This window comes from Streptomyces sp. NBC_00234 (assembly GCF_036195325.1).
Classification (GTDB): domain Bacteria; phylum Actinomycetota; class Actinomycetes; order Streptomycetales; family Streptomycetaceae; genus Streptomyces.
Map to the genome: position 1 here is coordinate 2,240,406 of NZ_CP108101.1, position 15,238 is coordinate 2,255,643.

Sequence of the window (15,238 nt, forward strand, 5' to 3'; positions counted from 1 at the left end):
CCTTACTGCTTGTCGAACTTGTGCGGACTCTGCTGCGACTGCGGTGCGGCGTCCTGCGTGCCGCCTTCGATGGCCTGCTGCTGTGCGGAGGAGCCGCCGGCCAGTTCGGCCTTCATGCGCTGCAGCTCCAGCTCCACATCCGTACCACCGGAGATCCGGTCCAGCTCGGCGGCGATGTCGTCCTTCGCCGTGCCGGACGGGTCGTCCAGGGCGCCGGAGGCGAGCAGTTCGTCGATGGCTCCGGCTCGCGCCTGGAGCTGCTGGGTCTTGTCCTCGGCCCGCTGGATCGCCAGGCCGACATCGCCCATCTCCTCGGAGATGCCCGAGAACGCCTCGCCGATCCGGGTCTGCGCCTGGGCCGCCGTGTACGTCGCCTTGATGGTCTCCTTCTTCGTACGGAAGGCATCGACCTTGGCCTGGAGCCGCTGGGCCGCGAGAGTGAGCTTCTCCTCCTCGCCCTGCAGCGTCTGGTGCTGTGTCTCCAGGTCCGTGACCTGCTGCTGGAGGGCGGCGCGGCGGGACAGCGCCTCGCGGGCCAGGTCCTCGCGACCGAGCGCGAGCGCCTTGCGGCCCTGGTCCTCCAGCTTGGACGACTGGCCCTGCAGCTGGTTCAGCTGCAATTCCAGCCGCTTGCGCGAGGTCGCCACATCGGCGACACCGCGGCGCACCTTCTGAAGCAGCTCCAGCTGCTTCTGGTACGAGTAATCGAGGGTCTCGCGCGGATCCTCGGCCCGGTCAAGGGCCTTGTTTGCCTTCGCGCGGAAGATCATTCCCATACGCTTCATGACACCGCTCATGGGCTTCGCGCGCCCCCTTCTGACGGACTGAGCTCCAGCACTCCAACAGAACCCACAGTACGGGCCCTGCCTCTATTACCGCACTGTCGGAGCACGGATGTGCTCCTCCCCAAGGACGACTGCCCCCGGTGACCGCTCCCGCGCAGGGAGTAGGTGAAGGTCAGGGAAACCAGCGGCGACGTCCGTTCTGCCCCTGTCGGGATGCCTTTAGGGACGCATGCCGTTGCCGGATCGTTCCCGCCCGGTCGGTTGTCCCCGCGGCCGACCCCGTACCCTTGGGTTTTGTGTTCCGTAGCCGTTCCTCCAAGGACGAGAAGGCCCCCACCGGCAAGGTGACGGCGGACCTCTCCAAGCAGCCCCGCGACCCCCAGTCACCCAAGGGTCGCCCCACCCCCAAGCGCAGCGAGGCCCAGACGCAGCGTCGTCGCGCCTCGAGCACGCCGACCGACCGCAAGGAGGCCACGAAGCGCCAGCGCGAAGCCAGGCGCTCCGACCTGGCCAGGCAGCGCGAGGCGCTCGCGACGGGCGACGAGCGTTATCTGCCGGCGCGCGACAAGGGGCCGGTCCGGCGCTTTGTCCGTGACTTCGTGGACTCGCGCTTCTGCATCGCGGAGTACTTCCTGCCGCTCGCAGTGATCATCCTGATTCTCAGCGTGATCCAGATCAAGAACATCCAGAACATCTCCCTGCTGCTCTGGCTCGGCGTGATCGTGCTGATCGTCGTCGACTCGATCGGTCTCGCGTTCCGGCTCAAGAAGCAGCTGGCGGAGCGCTTCCCCGACACCCCGAAGCGCGGCGCCGTCGCGTACGGCCTGATGCGTACGCTCCAGATGCGCCGGCTGCGGCTTCCCAAGCCGCAGGTCAAGCGCGGAGAGCGGCCCTGAGCACGGTCTCCGGTTTCACGGGTGGCGCGGCGGCGTGGACGAAGGGCCTCGGCGGACTGCGTAATGTGGTCCGCCAGGAGCTCGTGGCCCGGCAGCTGGACGAGCAGATAGCCGCCCGCTTCCCCGTGGGGCGGCGTCTGCGGGTGCTCGACGTCGGCATGGGGCAGGGCACCCAGGCCCTGCGCCTGGCACGGGCCGGTCACTCGGTGACCGGCCTGGAGTCCGACGGCGACATGCTGCGGACCGCACGCGAGGCGCTCGCGGACGAGCCCGAGGGCATTCGCGAGCGGGTCCGGCTGATCGAGGGCGACGGCCAGGACACCGGTGTGCACTTCCTGCCCGGAAGCTTCGACCTGGTCCTCTGCCACGGCGTGCTGATGTACGTCCAGGAGCCCGATCCGATGCTGGCGGGGCTGGCCAGGATGCTGGCCTCCGGCGGACTGCTCTCCCTTCTCGTGCGGAACGCGGACGCGCTGGCGATGCGGCCCGGGACCGCCGGGGACTTCGCCGGGGCGCTGGACGCCTTCGACACGGACACGTACACCAACCGGCTCGGCCTCACGGTGCGGGCCGACCGGCTCGACGCCCTGACCGCCACCCTCGCCGGCATCGCGGCCCCGCTGCACGCCTGGTACGGCGTGCGGGTGTTCTGCGACAACGCCGACAACGAGGCGGAGCTTCCGGCGCCGCCGGAGATGGCACGGCTGCTGGACGCGGAGGACCGGGCCGGGCGGACCGATCCGTACCGCCGGGTGGCGGCGCTGCTGCACCTGTGCGGCGTACGCGGCTGACGCCACCGCGAGGGCCCGGAGGGCTGCGGCGGCCGGCCGGCGCCGTACGCCCGGTCGGCGTATCAGCACAGGCCCCCTCATGGGGTCGATAGTGATACTCCGGACATGCATGCATCCCCTTCTCGCAGTCGAGTGCGCCGGCTGCTGCTGCCCCTGACCGCCGGTGTCTGCGCGATCGCCCTGGTGGGCGGGTGTTCCGGCTCGGACGCCGGTTCGGCCGAGCCCGACGCCACGCGTTCCGGCTCCGCGCAGCAGGGTCCCGCCGCCAAGGCCACCAACGATCTCCAGGACGACTACCAGGACGTCATCAAGGACGTGCTGCCGTCGGTCGTGCAGATCGACGCCTCCAACGGCCTGGGCTCGGGCATCGTCTACGACGACAAGGGCCATATCGTCACCAACGCCCACGTGGTCGGCGACGAGAAGACCTTCAAGGTCACCGTCGCCACCGGCGAGACGGTGATCGCCGCCTCCCTGGTCTCCGCCTATCCGGAACAGGACCTGGCCGTCCTCAAGCTCGCCGAGATGCCCGCGGGGCTCAAGCCCGCGAAGTTCGGCGACTCGGACGAGGTCGAGGTGGGGCAGATCGTGATGGCGATGGGCTCGCCCCTGGGCCTGTCCAGCAGCGTCACCCAGGGCATCGTCTCGGCCCTGGGCCGGACCGTCACCGAGAGCCGCGCGGGCGGCGGCACCGGGGCGACCATCGCCAACATGGTGCAGACCTCGGCGGCGATCAACCCGGGCAACAGCGGCGGCGCGCTCGTGAACCTGGACAGCGAGGTGATCGGCATCCCGACCCTGGCGGCGACGGACCCGCAGATGGGTGACAGCGCGGCGCCGGGCATCGGATTCGCGATTCCGGTCTCGATGGTGAAGACGGTCGCCGACCAGATCATCAAGACCGGCAAGGTCACCGACTCGGGCCGGGCCGCGCTGAACATCACCGGGCGCACGGTCGTCGACGACGACTACCGGCCGGTCGGAGTGGCCCTGGTCAGCGTGACCGAGGGCGGCGCGGCCGACAAGGCGGGGCTGCGGGCGGGAGACATCATCACGAAGGTCGGCGACAGCGAGGTCACGACCATCACCTCGCTGTCCGAGGCGCTGGCGGGCGACGAGCCGGGCCAGAAGGTCACCGTGACGTACTCGCGCGACGACACCGAGAAGACGGCCGAGGTCACGCTGGGCGAGATCTGAGCGCCGGGAACCCGCGCCCCGGTGCCTCCGGCCTCGCCGGCCGGTCGCCGGAAACGAGCTGTGCACCCGCCGCGCCCGTTTCGGCCGGGCGCGGCGGGTGTGGTGCGGTGGGTATGGCGCGGCGGGTGCGGTGGGGATGAGGATCAGAAGCTGAGGCTCCAGCTGTCGAGGTAGCCGGGCTCGACGTCGAAGATGCCCGGGGTGTCGTCCTGGACCCGGAGCTTCCAGGTGCCGTTGGCGGGGACCGCCGACGCGTCGACCGTGTAGGTCGTGTGCAGCTCGCCCTCGCCGTTGTTCCAGTACCAGTCCTTGACCGGGATCTCCGTACCGTTCTCGCCGACCAGCGTGATCACCTGACCACCGACCCACGGGTGGTAGAGGTCGACCGTGACCTTGAGATCGCTGGGGGCGTTGCCCTTGCGGCCGCTGACGATGAGCGGTGACTCGACGAACTTCCAGTTGGGGATGTCGAACCGGTCCGGGTTGACGAAGTGATCTCCGCCCGAGTCCAGGACGGTCCACACGAATCGCACCGTGCGCTTGACCGTCGGGGAGTTCTTGATGGTGACGGCAACCGCGAAGTCGCCGGCCTTGCTCGGGGTACCGGTGATCAGGCATGTTCCGGCGTTGATGGACAGGCCCTTGGGCAGCGCGTCCGCCTCGTACCTCAGGCGTCCCGGCCGAGAGCTCGTCGCCTCGATCCGGCGGCTGACCGGCTGGCCCACGGCCGAATTCCGCGTGGACGGGGCGACCACGGCGATGTGATTCACATAGCGGGCGCCGACGTTCACGGCCGCCCAGGCGTTGCCGACGGCCTCGTAGGCGTCACTGGTCCCGCCGAACAGGTCGGCGGCGGCCTGGAGAGTGGCAGCGCGGGCGCCGGCGTAGTCGGTGCCACTGGTCATGTAGACGGTCAGCGCCCGGTACCAGATGGCGGTCGCCTCGCGCTGGCCGAGAGCCGCGACCGGCAGGCCGTCGTACGTGGGGCTGTCGTAGTCGACGCCGTGCACGGTCTTCTTCCCGCTTCCTTCGGAGAGGAGGTAGAAGAAGTGGTTGGCCACGCCGGAACTGAAGTGCGGGTCGAGGGTCTTGGTGTCCGCCGTCCAGTAGTCCTGGGAAGTGCCCCTGGTGGAGGCGTCCTTGGAGGGCTGGTCCATGTAGCGCAGGGGCTTTCCGGTGCCGCGGACGTCGGCGAGCTCGCCGATCATGTAGTCGGGGACATCCGCGGGGTTGTCGGAGAAGAACTCCACGGACGTGCCCATGATGTCGCTGGTGGCCTCGTTCAGGCCGCCGGACTCACCGGAGTAGGTGAGGTTGGCGGTGGCGTAGGTGACACCGTGGGACATCTCGTGCGCGGCGATGTCGAGTTCGGTCAGCGGCCGGGTGTTGTCCCGGCCGTCACCGTAGGTCATGCAGAAGCAGAGGTCGTCCCAGAAGGCGTTGGCGTATCCGTCGCCGTAGTGGACCCTGGAATAGGCTCCGACACCGTTGTCAGCGATGCCGTTGCGGCCGAACCGGTCGTGGTAGAAGTCCCATGCCTGCCGTTGGCCGTAGGCGGCGTCCACGGCCGCGGTCTGGCGGCTGTTCGCCGTTCCGTCGCCCCAGATGTCGTCGTCGTCGGTGGCCAGCACGCCGATGCCGCCGCTGGCTTTCAGGTCGTACGTCCTGTGGCCCCCGCGCTCCGGGTCGGTCAGTTCGTAGAGGCTGTCGTTGCGCACCGTGCCGATCGGCACCTGGCCGCTGTACTGACTGTGGCCGGTACCCGAATGGATCTGTTCGACGCTCTGAAGCTGCCTGCCGGTCGTGGCGTCGGTCACCACGCTCAGGCGGCTGGGGGTGTCGTCCTCCCTCACGCCGCTGACGACGGACTGCCAGGCGAGCGTGGGCCCGCCGCCCCCGAGCCAGACGACCAGCTTCGGCGATCCGTCCGGGGCCGCGTCCTCGGTCTTCTCGGTCTTCGCGGCGGCCAGGGCGGACCTCTTCGCCGTCGCGGCCGTGACGGCGGCTTCGGTCGTCGGCACCGAGACCTTGGCGGCCGAGGCCTTCGTGACGGTACGGACCGCCCCCTCCTCGTGGACGACCAGGTCGCCGCCGATGACGGGCAGGCCCGCGTAGGTACGCTCGTAGCGGGTGTGCACGGTGCCGTCGGCGTCCTTGACGACGTCCTTGGGTATCAGCTCCTCCCGATCGCCCAGTCTCAGCGAACGGGCGGTGGCGGCGCGTGCGTCGGTCGCCGCCCTGAGCAGCTTCACCCGCTGCGCGGGAGAGAGCGCGACCGCCTTGGCACCGGGTCCGGATTCCGCCGCTGCCTGCCGTGGTGCCCGGTCCGTGCCGACCGGGACGGAGGCGGCGCCCGAGGCGGGCAGGACCGACACGAAGAGCGCGGCCACAGCGACGGCCGCAACCGCCGCGCCGCGCCCGTAGATGGGGGTACCTCGCCGGGATGGACGGGATCCCTGAGGTGATGTGGCCCTATGGGTACGGAAGTTGTTGGGCACTGCTGTAACTCCTTCTGCGCGGAGGGGTGGTGACGGCCGGTAAGTGGCGGGGACGAGGGGACGGGAGTGCCGTCGGCACGGTCTGTGATGCGACGCGGGCGCACCGGGGCGAGGGCGGACCCGAGCACCGTCCGATGCGAGGACCGCGAAAGAGAGGGCCGCGGCCGGCAATCGGCTGAAGCGGCCCTGACTGCGCCGGAAGAGCGGCGTCGGCGGCGCCTTCCGTCACGGTGGTCTCGTCGATGTCCGCGACGAGTGCTGATGGCCCGGCGCCCTTGCCGGGCACCACCTCAGCGGCGGCATCGCGTCGGATGCGGCCCTGCCGGTGTCACCGCCGGGAGCAGGGCGGCGGCGCCGTGCGCTGCGACGAACCCGGAGGTCCGTCCCCCGCGGGGCTGAGCTGTGGCATGAACGCCTCCGACGTGCCGGCAAGTCCTGGCGGGTTCTGGGTGACCCAGAGGGTTTCGACGCACCGTCGCGTCAGCGGCTCGCGATCACCTTCTCCGGGGCGCGCCCCGCCGGGCAAGGAGATCCGGGCTGCGGGTCCGCGCAACTGCGCAGATGGGAACGGGAAGGAGCAGAAGCGGAACGGGCCCGTCCCGCCGTACGGGATGTAACGTGCACATAATCTTTCCCGTGGGCTCGCCACGTACGATCGGCCTCGCCAGTGCACGGAAAGGGGCAACTGTGACGGTGCCACCAGATGTGCCGTGGGCCGGGACCGGCCTGGGCCCCTTGGCCGGCCGGGTACTCGAATGCCTGGTCACGCAGCCGGAGTTGAGCAGCGAAAGGGTCGCCGAAGCACTCGGGGCCACCCCGGCAGCAGCCGAGCACGCCCTGCGGGCGCTGGAGAACGAACACCTGGTCGTACGCGTCGGCGACCGGCCCTCACGCTGGAGCGCGGGCCCGCCCCGCTCCACCCTCGGTTCGCTGCTGGCCCGGAGGCGGCAGGAACTGGCGCGGGCGGAGCTGTACATGGAGCAGCTGCACGAGGCGTACCGCTCGGCGTCGCACCGCCGGGTCACCTCCGACCTGTTCGAGGTGGTGGAGAGCGCCGAGCAGGTCGGGTTGCGTTACGCGCAGCTGCTGGCGTCCAGCAGGCACGAGGTGCTGCACCTCGCCAAACCTCCGTACGTCGCCCGGGCCGCGCTGCTCGATGACACCTCGGTGCCGAATTCCCCGGCGGCTGAATCGGACGCGCCGGCACCGCAGATGCCCGTGCCCGACGGAGTGCGGCTCCGGTCGGTGTACGACACCGACGGGATGACCGACGCCGTCTCGCTGCACACCGTCCTGAGCGGCACGTCCCGGGGCGGGGAGTTGCGGCTGCTGGCCGGGCTCCCGATGAAACTGGTGGTGTTCGATGCGACGGCCGGCATCATGCCGCTGCGGCAGGAGGACCCTTCCGCGGGTTCACTCATCGTGCACTCGGCCACGCTTCTCGCCGTGCTCACCGCGCTCTTCGAAAGCGTCTGGCAACGGGCGACCCCTGTGTCGCTGGACAGCGGACCCGGCCGGCCGCCGATCACCGCGGCACAGGACGGCCGGCCTCCGCGGCGGGTGCGCGACATCCTCTCCCTGATGTCCGCGGGGATGACGGACGACGCGATCGCTCGGGTCCTGGGGCTGAGCCGGCGCACGATCCAGAAGCACATCAGCGAGACCGCCGAGCTCCTCGGCGCTCGGACACGCTTCCAGATCGCGCTGCTGGCACGCGAACGCAGCTGGCTCGGGGACGCCTCGGACGCGGTTGCGGCCCCCGCCGAACGCACCACCGGGTGAACCGAGGGCGGCGTCGAACAGCTTCGGACAAAAAGCTCGTGGCCCGCCCGGGCGCCGTGGCGCGGGCGGGCCCGGGGCCTTGAGAGCCTGCCGGAGAGCTACCGACGGGCTCTCAGTCGGCCTGGAGGCTCATCGGGCCGTAGATCTTCGTCGCGTCCTCGAAGAGCGTGACCTGTTCCGCCCCGCCCTCCAGGAGCTCCTTCCAGAACTCACCGATCCAGGACTCCGCATCGCCCTGGGTCGTGAACTCGTCCGGCGTCAGCGCCGGCTCCGTCTCCGTACCGTCGGACTTCTCGAACCGCCACGTCCACGCCATGTCCGCCTCCTGGGTCACGTTGCTGCCCGAAGCCTAGTACCTGGCCCGGGCGCGCAGGTGAAGCATGGACGCGGGAGGATCAGGAGTGTGGAACTGACTCTGCTCGGCACCGGAGCCCCCGACGGGCTGCCGCGGCCCGACTGTCCCTGCGCCGCCTGCGCGTCCGCCCGTGGTGCGCGGACGCGGGCCGCGACCTCCCTGCTGGTCGACGACGCGCTGCTGCTCGACCTCACTCCGGGGGCCGTGTTCGCCGCCGCCCGCGCCGGGCATTCGCTCACCGCCGTACGCCAGGTCCTGCTGACCCATCCCCACGACGGGCCCGCGCTGGAACTGCCCGACGGGCTGCCGGCGGCCGGCCGGGTGCCGGACGGCCAGGAGCTGACGCTCATCAGCGGCCACCGGGTGCGGGCGGTGCCGATGGACGCTCCGGGGACCGGGTACGAGGTGACCTCACCGGAGGGCGAGCGGCTGCTGTACCTGCCGCCGGGCGCCGCTCCCAGCGGTCTCGTCGACCGTGCGGCGGAGCCGTACGACATGGTGGTGGGCGATGTGATCGGGCGCCCCGACGCGGTGGCCAGGCTCCGGGCGGTCGAGGCGATCGGACCGACGACCGAGGTGATCGCCGTCCACCTGGACCATGACGCACCGCCCGGAGAGCAGCTGGCGCGGCAGCTCGCGGCGGGCGGGGCGCGGGCCGTGCCGGACGGAACGACGCTGGTGGTGGGCGAGTACCACGCCGTGCCCGACGTGCCGCGGCGCACGCTGGTGACCGGTGGCGCGCGGTCGGGCAAGTCGCTGGAGGCCGAGCGGCGGCTGGAGACCTTCCCCGAGGTCGTGTACGTGGCGACCGGCGGGCGCCGGGACGGGGACGCGGAGTGGGCGGCCCGGGTGGGGCTGCACCGGGAGCGCAGGCCCGCCGCGTGGCGTACCGAGGAGACCTGTGAGCTGACCGAGCTGCTCACGGCCGCCGGCCCCCCGCTGCTGATCGACTGCCTGTCGCTGTGGCTGACGGACGCGATGGACCGGGTGGGCGCGTGGGACGACGCGACGTGGACCGGGGGCGGCGAGGAGGCCCTGCGGGTACGGGTGGCGGAGCTGGTGAGCGCGGTGCGCGGCACCCGGCGGACCGTGGTGGCCGTGACCAACGAGGTGGGCTCGGGCGTGGTCCCGGCGACGGCCTCCGGGCGGCGCTTCCGGGACGAGCTGGGACGGCTGAACGCCGCGTTCGCCGCCGAGTGCGAGCACGTGCTGCTGGTGGTGGCGGGGCAGGCGCTGGTGCTGCGGGGGTGAGCGCCCGCGTCCGGGGTGGAGCCCGGTCCGGGGCGTGGCGGGCGGCCCATCGCTGACGAAGCGTCAGAATCCTGCCGGGTACTGTTCCGTCCGGGAGCCCGCCGCCGGGTTCCCGGCCATCACGTACCGACCCCGCGAGGCAGACCCCCGTGAATCTGGACGACTTCTCCGACCTGATCGAACGCCCCGACGGCGGCGTACGGCGCGATGCCGAGGAACGACGGGAGCGGCTGATCGTGCCGCCCGGGGCCCTCGGCCGCCTCGACGAGCTGGGGGAATGGCTCTCGGCCGCCCAGCAGGCCGTACCGGTCAAGCCGGTCGACCGGCCGCGCGTCGTCGTCTTCGCCGCGGATCACGGAGTCGCGGAGCTGGGCGTCTCCGGCCGCGCGGCGGGCAGCACGCACGAGCTCGTCCGGGCCACGCTGGACGGCGCGAGCCCCGTCGCCGTACTGGCCCGGCGCTTCTCGGTGCCCGTCCGGATCGTCGACGCCGGCCTGGACTGCGATCCGGAGCTGCTCCCCGAGTCCGTCGTACGGCACCGGGTGCGGCGGGGCAGCGGGCGCATCGACATCGAGGACGCGATGACCGTCGAGGAGGCCGAGCAGGCCGTCCGGCTGGGCATGGCGATCGCCGACGAGGAGGCCGACTCCGGCACGGATCTGGTGGTGCTCGGCGATCTGAGCGTCGGCGGGACCACGGCGGCCTCCACCCTGATCGCGGCGCTGTGCGGCACGGACGCCTCGGTGGTCACCGGTCGCGGCGGCGCCGGGATCGACGACCTGGCCTGGATGCGCAAGTGCGCCGCGATCCGCGACTCGCTGCGTCGGGCACGGCCGGTGCTGGGCGACCAGGTGGAGCTGCTGGCTGCGGTCGGCGGCGCCGATCTGGCGGCGATGACGGGCTTCCTGCTGCAGAGCGCGGTCCGCCGGATGCCGGTGATCCTCGACGGCGTCGTCGGGGCGGCCTGCGCCCTGGTGGCGCAGCGGGCCGCTTTCCGGGCGCCGGACTGGTGGCTGGCCGGTCAGGCGAGCGGGGAGCCGGCGCAGGCCAAGGCGCTGGACCGCATGGCGCTCACTCCGCTGCTCGACCACGGTGTCACCGTGGGCGGTGGCAGCGGGGCGCTCCTCGCCCTCCCGCTCGTCCAGGCCGCCGCGGCGCTCGCGGCGGAACTGCCCGAGCGCGCGCCGGACGAGGCCGCGGACCCGGAGGACGCCGAGGACGCCGAGGACTCCGAGGACGCCGACGAGAAGGCCGTGGACGGGGCCGGGGCGAGCGGCTGATCCGCCCCGGTGGTCAGGGCTTCCGTTCGGGGACCGCGACCCGGTCGGGAGCACCACCGATGAGGTCCTGGAACTTGCGGCGCGGGCCCGCCCAGCGCACGTCGTGGTGGTAGGCGCGCAGTACCGCCCGGGATCTCGCCCGGTGCCTGTTCCGGTAGAAGCGCTTCGCCCAGGGAGAGGTCGGCCGGGCCAGCCTGATCGCGCCCACCAGGGCGACGAACGGGATGAGCGCGCCGAGGACCGCCATCCGCAACTTGCCCTTGAACAGGGCGATCAGCACGAAGCAGAAGTTGACGACGAGCGTCAGGACGATATTCAGCCTGCCCTGCTGCTCGTCGTCGCTCAGCTCGTTGACCCCGAGCGGCGAGAAGCCGGCCAGGAAGAGCCCCACGAGCGAGGCGGTGAGGACGACGACCTCGACGCTCTGGCGGCCCTCTTCGGTCCAGTAGACGTCGTCCAGGTGCAGGATCAGCGCGAACTCGTCGAGCACGAGACCGGCGCCCACACCGAAGACCACCGCCCAGATCGCCGCTCCGCCGCCCTCCCGTCCGCTGGCCACCGCGCCGAAGCCGCCAACCACGGTGAGCACCACACCCGGCACCACGTGGTGAATGTGCACCCCGCCCGGCGTGACGTTGCGGAACGGACCCTTCCCCGCCCGGATCATCCGGGTGATCATGCGGGTGATTCCGAACGTCAGCACGAAGGCGCTCAGGGCGAGGAGCGTCGGAAGCTTGCCCGGCTCGACGATGTTCTGATCAAACCAGTGACCCATGCCACCCACTCCCGATAAGTCACCTCCGTCGCTTTTGCAACGATTCGGCCAATCTATCGGTGGCGGACACCCGCTAGCCTGCGCGCGGTGACCTCCCTCAACAGCCACGGCATACGTTTCGCCTTCGGCACCTTGACCGTGCTCCCCGTCCGCGTCACCCGCTGGGACCGTGAATCGGCCCGCGCCGGGATGCTCCGCGCCCCGCTCGCCGGGCTCGTGGTGGGCCTGCTCGCCGCCGTGCCGGGCACGCTGTCGCTGCTGCTGGGCTCGGGGCCGCTGCTCGCGGCGGTCGCCTCCGCGGCCCTCCCCGCGGTCCTCACCCGCGGCCTGCACCTGGACGGCCTCGCGGACACCGCGGACGGCCTCGGCAGCGCGAAGCCGGCCGAGGAAGCGCTGCGCATCATGAAGCAGTCGGACATTGGCCCGTTCGGTGTCATCACGCTGCTGTTCGTGCTGCTGGCCCAGGTCGCCGTCCTCTTCGAGCTGTACGGGCAGGGCTGGGCGTACGGAGCCGCGGGGACGGTCGTGGCCGCCGTCGCCGCCCGGCTGGCGCTCACCCTGGCATCCCGTCAGGGTGTCCCGCCGGCCCGGCCCGAGGGCCTGGGAGCGGTGGTGGCGGGCACGGTCCCCCTGCGCGGCGCCGTGATCGTGACGGTCCTGTCCCTCGCGGTCTGCGCGGGTACGGGAGCCCTGCTGGGCGGGTACGGGGCCGTGCACCACGCCCTGGCCGTAGCGATCGCACTCGGCGTCGCCCAGCTGCTGCTGCGGCACTGCGTGCGGCGCTTCGGCGGGGTGACCGGGGACGTGTTCGGCGCGCTGGAGGAGACGGCCGCCACGGCCGCCCTGGTGGTGCTGGCGCTCTAGGTCGTGCCGTCAGGCCCTAGCTGCCGGCTGCGCAGGTCTTGCGCCAGGGGTCGAGCGCGTACTCCTTGCGCAGGGAACTCAGCTTCAGCCGCCGGGACTCGGCGCAGAACCGGGCCAGTTCCAGCTCGTACTCCGCGTGGAAGACCGCCTTGCCCGCCTCGATGAACGGGGTGACGGCCTCGCACTCCTCGTACTGGGCGCACTGCTCGTTGACCGCGAAGTCGAAGTCCGGCTCCAGCTGCGGGATCTGGTCCAGGTCGTTCTTGAGACCGACGGCGAGGCCGTGCCGGTGGGCGATGCGGGCGATCAGCCGGTTGTAGCGCAGCTGGTCGGCGGCGTCGAGGGCGAAGCCGGTGCGGTTGCGGTAGCCGTCCATGTTGTCGGGCTCCACCGCGTCGAAGCCCTTCTTCGCGCACATCGCGATCCGGGCCTCCATCAGCGGCTCCAGGACGTCGGTACGGCGGATGTCGAGCCAGCGCTCACCCTTCCAGCCGTTGCCCTTGCCGAGCACGGACGCGGGGAACTTCTCCGCGTCCGGACGGAACTCCTCCCAGGCACCGGTGGAGAGGTAGCAGATGACCTTGCGGTCCCTGCGGTGCAGGTCCGCCACGGCCGCCGCGCTGTTCTCGAAGCCGTCGATGTCGTAGACCGGCGCGTCCACCGAGGGGTCCAGCCGGCCGGAGAGCTGCCACTGCCAGTCGAGACCGGGCTCCGGGCGCCAGTGGGCCCCCGGGCTCGTCCCGGCGGCCGGGGCAGGGGACGGCGGCCCCGAGGTGCAGGCCGTGAGCAGAACCAACAGAATCGGTACGGCGGCGGACAGCGGCGCCCACGGCCCCGTACCGCGAACCCGGCCCTGCCACCGCATCGTTCTCCCCCACGCTCGTACCGGTACCCGGCAACGACCCTACTGGCGCCGCCCCTTCCCGCCCGACCGGGGCGACGGGCAGGCGGCCGTACACCCGGGCGGGGCCCGGGACGGCCCGCCGCTGTGAGCCAACAGGAAAGGCGCGCGTAGGCTCATTCCCGGCACATTGCGGCGGCGTCTACGATGCGCCGGGCACGGTCGGCCCACCCCTCGACCGAAACAGAACTCAACGGAAGCGAGATTTCACCACCGTGACTGCTCTCACTCTCAGCACTGCCGGTGCGGCGACGCTGCGCGCCGACGCACTCGTCGTCGGCGTCGCGAAGGGCGCCAAGGGTCCGGTGCTCGCACCCGGCGCCGAGGCCGTGGACAAGGCGTTCGACGGAAAGCTCGCCACCGTCCTGGAGACCCTGGGCGCCTCCGGTGCCGAGGGCGAGGTGACCAAGCTCCACGCGCCGTCCGGCCTCAAGTCCCCGGTCGTCATCGCGGTCGGGCTCGGCCCGGTCCCGGACAAGGACGACGCGTACGACCCCGAGGCACTGCGCCGGGCCGCCGGCTCCGCCGCGCGCGCCCTGGCCGGTTCGAAGAAGGCCGGCTTCGCGCTGCCCGTCGAGTCCGCCGAGGACGCCGGCGCCGTCGCCGAGGGCGCGCTCCTGGGCGCGTACGCCTTCACCGCCTACCAGGGCGGCGAGAACAAGCTCGCCCCCAAGGGCGCCAAGAACAACGGCCCGAAGCTGCCCCTCGCCGAGGTGGCCCTGATCGGTGCCAAGCCGCGCGACAAGGCGTTCAAGGCCGCAGCCGAGCGCGCCACCGCGCTCGTCGAGGAGATCAACCGCGCCCGCGACCTGATCAACACCCCGCCGAACGACCTGTACCCCGAGTCCTTCGCCGCCGTGGCCACCGCCGCCGGCAAGGAGCACGGCATCAAGGTGCAGGTCCTCGACGAGAAGGCGCTCGTGAAGGGCGGCTTCGGCGGCCTGCTGGGCGTCGGTCAGGGCTCGGCCCACGGCCCCCGTCTGGTGAAGCTCGCCTACACGCACCCCAAGGCGGAGAAGACCCTGGCCCTGGTCGGCAAGGGCATCACCTACGACTCGGGCGGCATCTCGCTCAAGCCGGCCGGCCACAACGAGACGATGAAGTGCGACATGAGCGGCGCCGCCGCCGTGTTCGCCGCCGTCGTCACCGCGGCCCGTCTCGGCCTCCGGGTCAACGTGACCGGCTGGCTCGCGCTCGCCGAGAACATGCCGTCCGGCAACGCCACCCGCCCGGGTGACGTGCTGCGCATGTACAGCGGCAAGACCGTCGAGGTCCTCAACACGGACGCCGAGGGCCGCCTCGTCCTCGCCGACGCGCTGACCCGCGCCTCCGAGGAGAACCCGGACGCGATCGTCGACGTCGCCACGCTGACCGGCGCCATGGTGCTCGCCCTGGGCAACCGCACCTTCGGCATCATGGCGAACGACGACGCCTTCCGTACCTCCATCCACGAGATCGCCGAGGAGGTCGGTGAGGCTTCCTGGCCGATGCCGCTCCCCGCCGACCTGCGCAAGGGCATGGACTCCCCGACCGCCGACATCGCCAACATGGGCGAGCGGATGGGCGGCGGCCTGGTGGCCGGTCTGTTCCTGCAGGAGTTCGTGGGCGAGGGCATCGCCTGGGCGCACCTGGACATCGCGGGCCCGGCCTTCCACGAGGGCGCGCCGTACGGCTACACGCCCAAGGGCGGCACCGGATCCGCGGTCCGCACCCTGGTCGCGCTGGCGGAGCACACCGCCGCCGGCGACCTCGGCTGAGCGAGTCCTTCGTGACGTCGGCCCCGGGCATACGTCCGGGGCCGTACGCGTTCACGCCAGTGGCCCCGATCAGGCAGTAACGCTTGCCCTCGTACGGTTTCCCGCG

General features: G+C 71.7%; 13 protein-coding genes. 8 read left to right on the top strand and 5 right to left on the bottom strand.

The genetic code is table 11. The features are described 5' to 3' along the window. Positions 1–2: 2 nt before the first annotated feature. A complete protein-coding gene (locus OG230_RS09750) occupies positions 3–785 on the bottom strand; it encodes a PspA/IM30 family protein (protein WP_328909756.1) in 783 nt (260 codons plus the stop codon). Positions 786–1,081: 296 nt separating this feature from the next. Between OG230_RS09750 and OG230_RS09755 the strand changes: the two genes are divergently transcribed. The 3 genes from OG230_RS09755 to OG230_RS09765 all read left to right on the top strand — a co-directional run bounded on the left by OG230_RS09755 (position 1,082) and on the right by OG230_RS09765 (position 3,669). Next, on the top strand, positions 1,082–1,681 hold the full coding sequence (locus tag OG230_RS09755) for a DUF3043 domain-containing protein (protein ID WP_328909757.1): 600 nt from the start codon (positions 1,082–1,084) through the stop codon (positions 1,679–1,681). Positions 1,682–1,737: 56 nt separating this feature from the next. After that, positions 1,738–2,472, top strand: coding sequence for a class I SAM-dependent methyltransferase (locus OG230_RS09760; protein WP_443051581.1), 735 nt, complete (start codon positions 1,738–1,740; stop codon positions 2,470–2,472). 105 nt (positions 2,473–2,577) lie between these two features. Beyond that, positions 2,578–3,669: a S1C family serine protease gene (locus OG230_RS09765; RefSeq protein WP_328909759.1), complete on the top strand. Its 1,092-nt coding sequence runs from the start codon at positions 2,578–2,580 to the stop codon at positions 3,667–3,669. Positions 3,670–3,812: 143 nt separating this feature from the next. Here the strand turns inward: OG230_RS09765 and OG230_RS09770 are convergent, their stop codons facing one another. After that, positions 3,813–6,059, bottom strand: coding sequence for a M4 family metallopeptidase (locus OG230_RS09770; protein WP_328909760.1), 2,247 nt, complete (start codon positions 6,057–6,059; stop codon positions 3,813–3,815). Positions 6,060–6,854: 795 nt separating this feature from the next. On the opposite strand from OG230_RS09770, the gene OG230_RS09775 reads away from it, so the two are divergent. After that, the gene (locus OG230_RS09775; protein WP_328909761.1) at positions 6,855–7,949 is read left to right on the top strand and encodes a LuxR C-terminal-related transcriptional regulator; all 1,095 of its coding nucleotides are present in this window, start codon (positions 6,855–6,857) and stop codon (positions 7,947–7,949) included. A 112-nt stretch (positions 7,950–8,061) separates the two neighbouring features. Here OG230_RS09775 and OG230_RS09780 read toward each other — a convergent pair whose 3' ends face one another. Continuing rightward, on the bottom strand, positions 8,062–8,265 hold the full coding sequence (locus OG230_RS09780; protein ID WP_328909762.1) for a hypothetical protein: 204 nt from the start codon (positions 8,263–8,265) through the stop codon (positions 8,062–8,064). 87 nt (positions 8,266–8,352) lie between these two features. Between OG230_RS09780 and OG230_RS09785 the strand changes: the two genes are divergently transcribed. Both OG230_RS09785 and cobT read left to right on the top strand, forming a co-directional pair. Then, positions 8,353–9,555, top strand: a complete 1,203-nt coding sequence (locus OG230_RS09785) for a bifunctional adenosylcobinamide kinase/adenosylcobinamide-phosphate guanylyltransferase (RefSeq protein WP_328909763.1) — start codon at positions 8,353–8,355, stop codon at positions 9,553–9,555. 149 nt (positions 9,556–9,704) lie between these two features. Beyond that, positions 9,705–10,835, top strand: a complete 1,131-nt coding sequence (cobT, locus tag OG230_RS09790) for a nicotinate-nucleotide--dimethylbenzimidazole phosphoribosyltransferase (RefSeq protein ID WP_328909764.1) — start codon at positions 9,705–9,707, stop codon at positions 10,833–10,835. A gap of 13 nt (positions 10,836–10,848) precedes the next feature. Here the strand turns inward: cobT and OG230_RS09795 are convergent, their stop codons facing one another. After that, positions 10,849–11,610, bottom strand: a complete 762-nt coding sequence (locus OG230_RS09795; RefSeq protein WP_328909765.1) for a hypothetical protein — start codon at positions 11,608–11,610, stop codon at positions 10,849–10,851. A gap of 87 nt (positions 11,611–11,697) precedes the next feature. Here OG230_RS09795 and cobS point away from each other — a divergent pair, with 87 nt between their 5' ends. Beyond that, positions 11,698–12,474, top strand: coding sequence for an adenosylcobinamide-GDP ribazoletransferase (gene cobS, locus OG230_RS09800; protein WP_328909766.1), 777 nt, complete (start codon positions 11,698–11,700; stop codon positions 12,472–12,474). 16 nt (positions 12,475–12,490) lie between these two features. On the opposite strand, the gene OG230_RS09805 is transcribed toward cobS, so the two are convergent. Continuing rightward, entirely contained in the window at positions 12,491–13,339 is an 849-nt protein-coding gene (locus tag OG230_RS09805) for an endo alpha-1,4 polygalactosaminidase (protein ID WP_328909767.1), read from the bottom strand. Positions 13,340–13,590: 251 nt separating this feature from the next. Here OG230_RS09805 and OG230_RS09810 point away from each other — a divergent pair, with 251 nt between their 5' ends. Beyond that, positions 13,591–15,132, top strand: coding sequence for a leucyl aminopeptidase (locus OG230_RS09810; protein WP_328909768.1), 1,542 nt, complete (start codon positions 13,591–13,593; stop codon positions 15,130–15,132). Positions 15,133–15,238 lie beyond the last annotated feature (106 nt).

What these genes read in the sequence shown, in the direction of transcription:
- OG230_RS09750 (WP_328909756.1), bottom strand. Translation starts at nt 785, where the DNA reads ATGAAGCGTATGGGAATGATCTTCCGCGCGAAGGCAAACAAGGCCCTT.
- OG230_RS09765 (WP_328909759.1), top strand. Translation starts at nt 2,578, where the DNA reads ATGCATGCATCCCCTTCTCGCAGTCGAGTGCGCCGGCTGCTGCTGCCC.
- OG230_RS09780 (WP_328909762.1), bottom strand. Translation starts at nt 8,265, where the DNA reads ATGGCGTGGACGTGGCGGTTCGAGAAGTCCGACGGTACGGAGACGGAG.
- OG230_RS09795 (WP_328909765.1), bottom strand. Translation starts at nt 11,610, where the DNA reads ATGGGTCACTGGTTTGATCAGAACATCGTCGAGCCGGGCAAGCTTCCG.
- OG230_RS09805 (WP_328909767.1), bottom strand. Translation starts at nt 13,339, where the DNA reads ATGCGGTGGCAGGGCCGGGTTCGCGGTACGGGGCCGTGGGCGCCGCTG.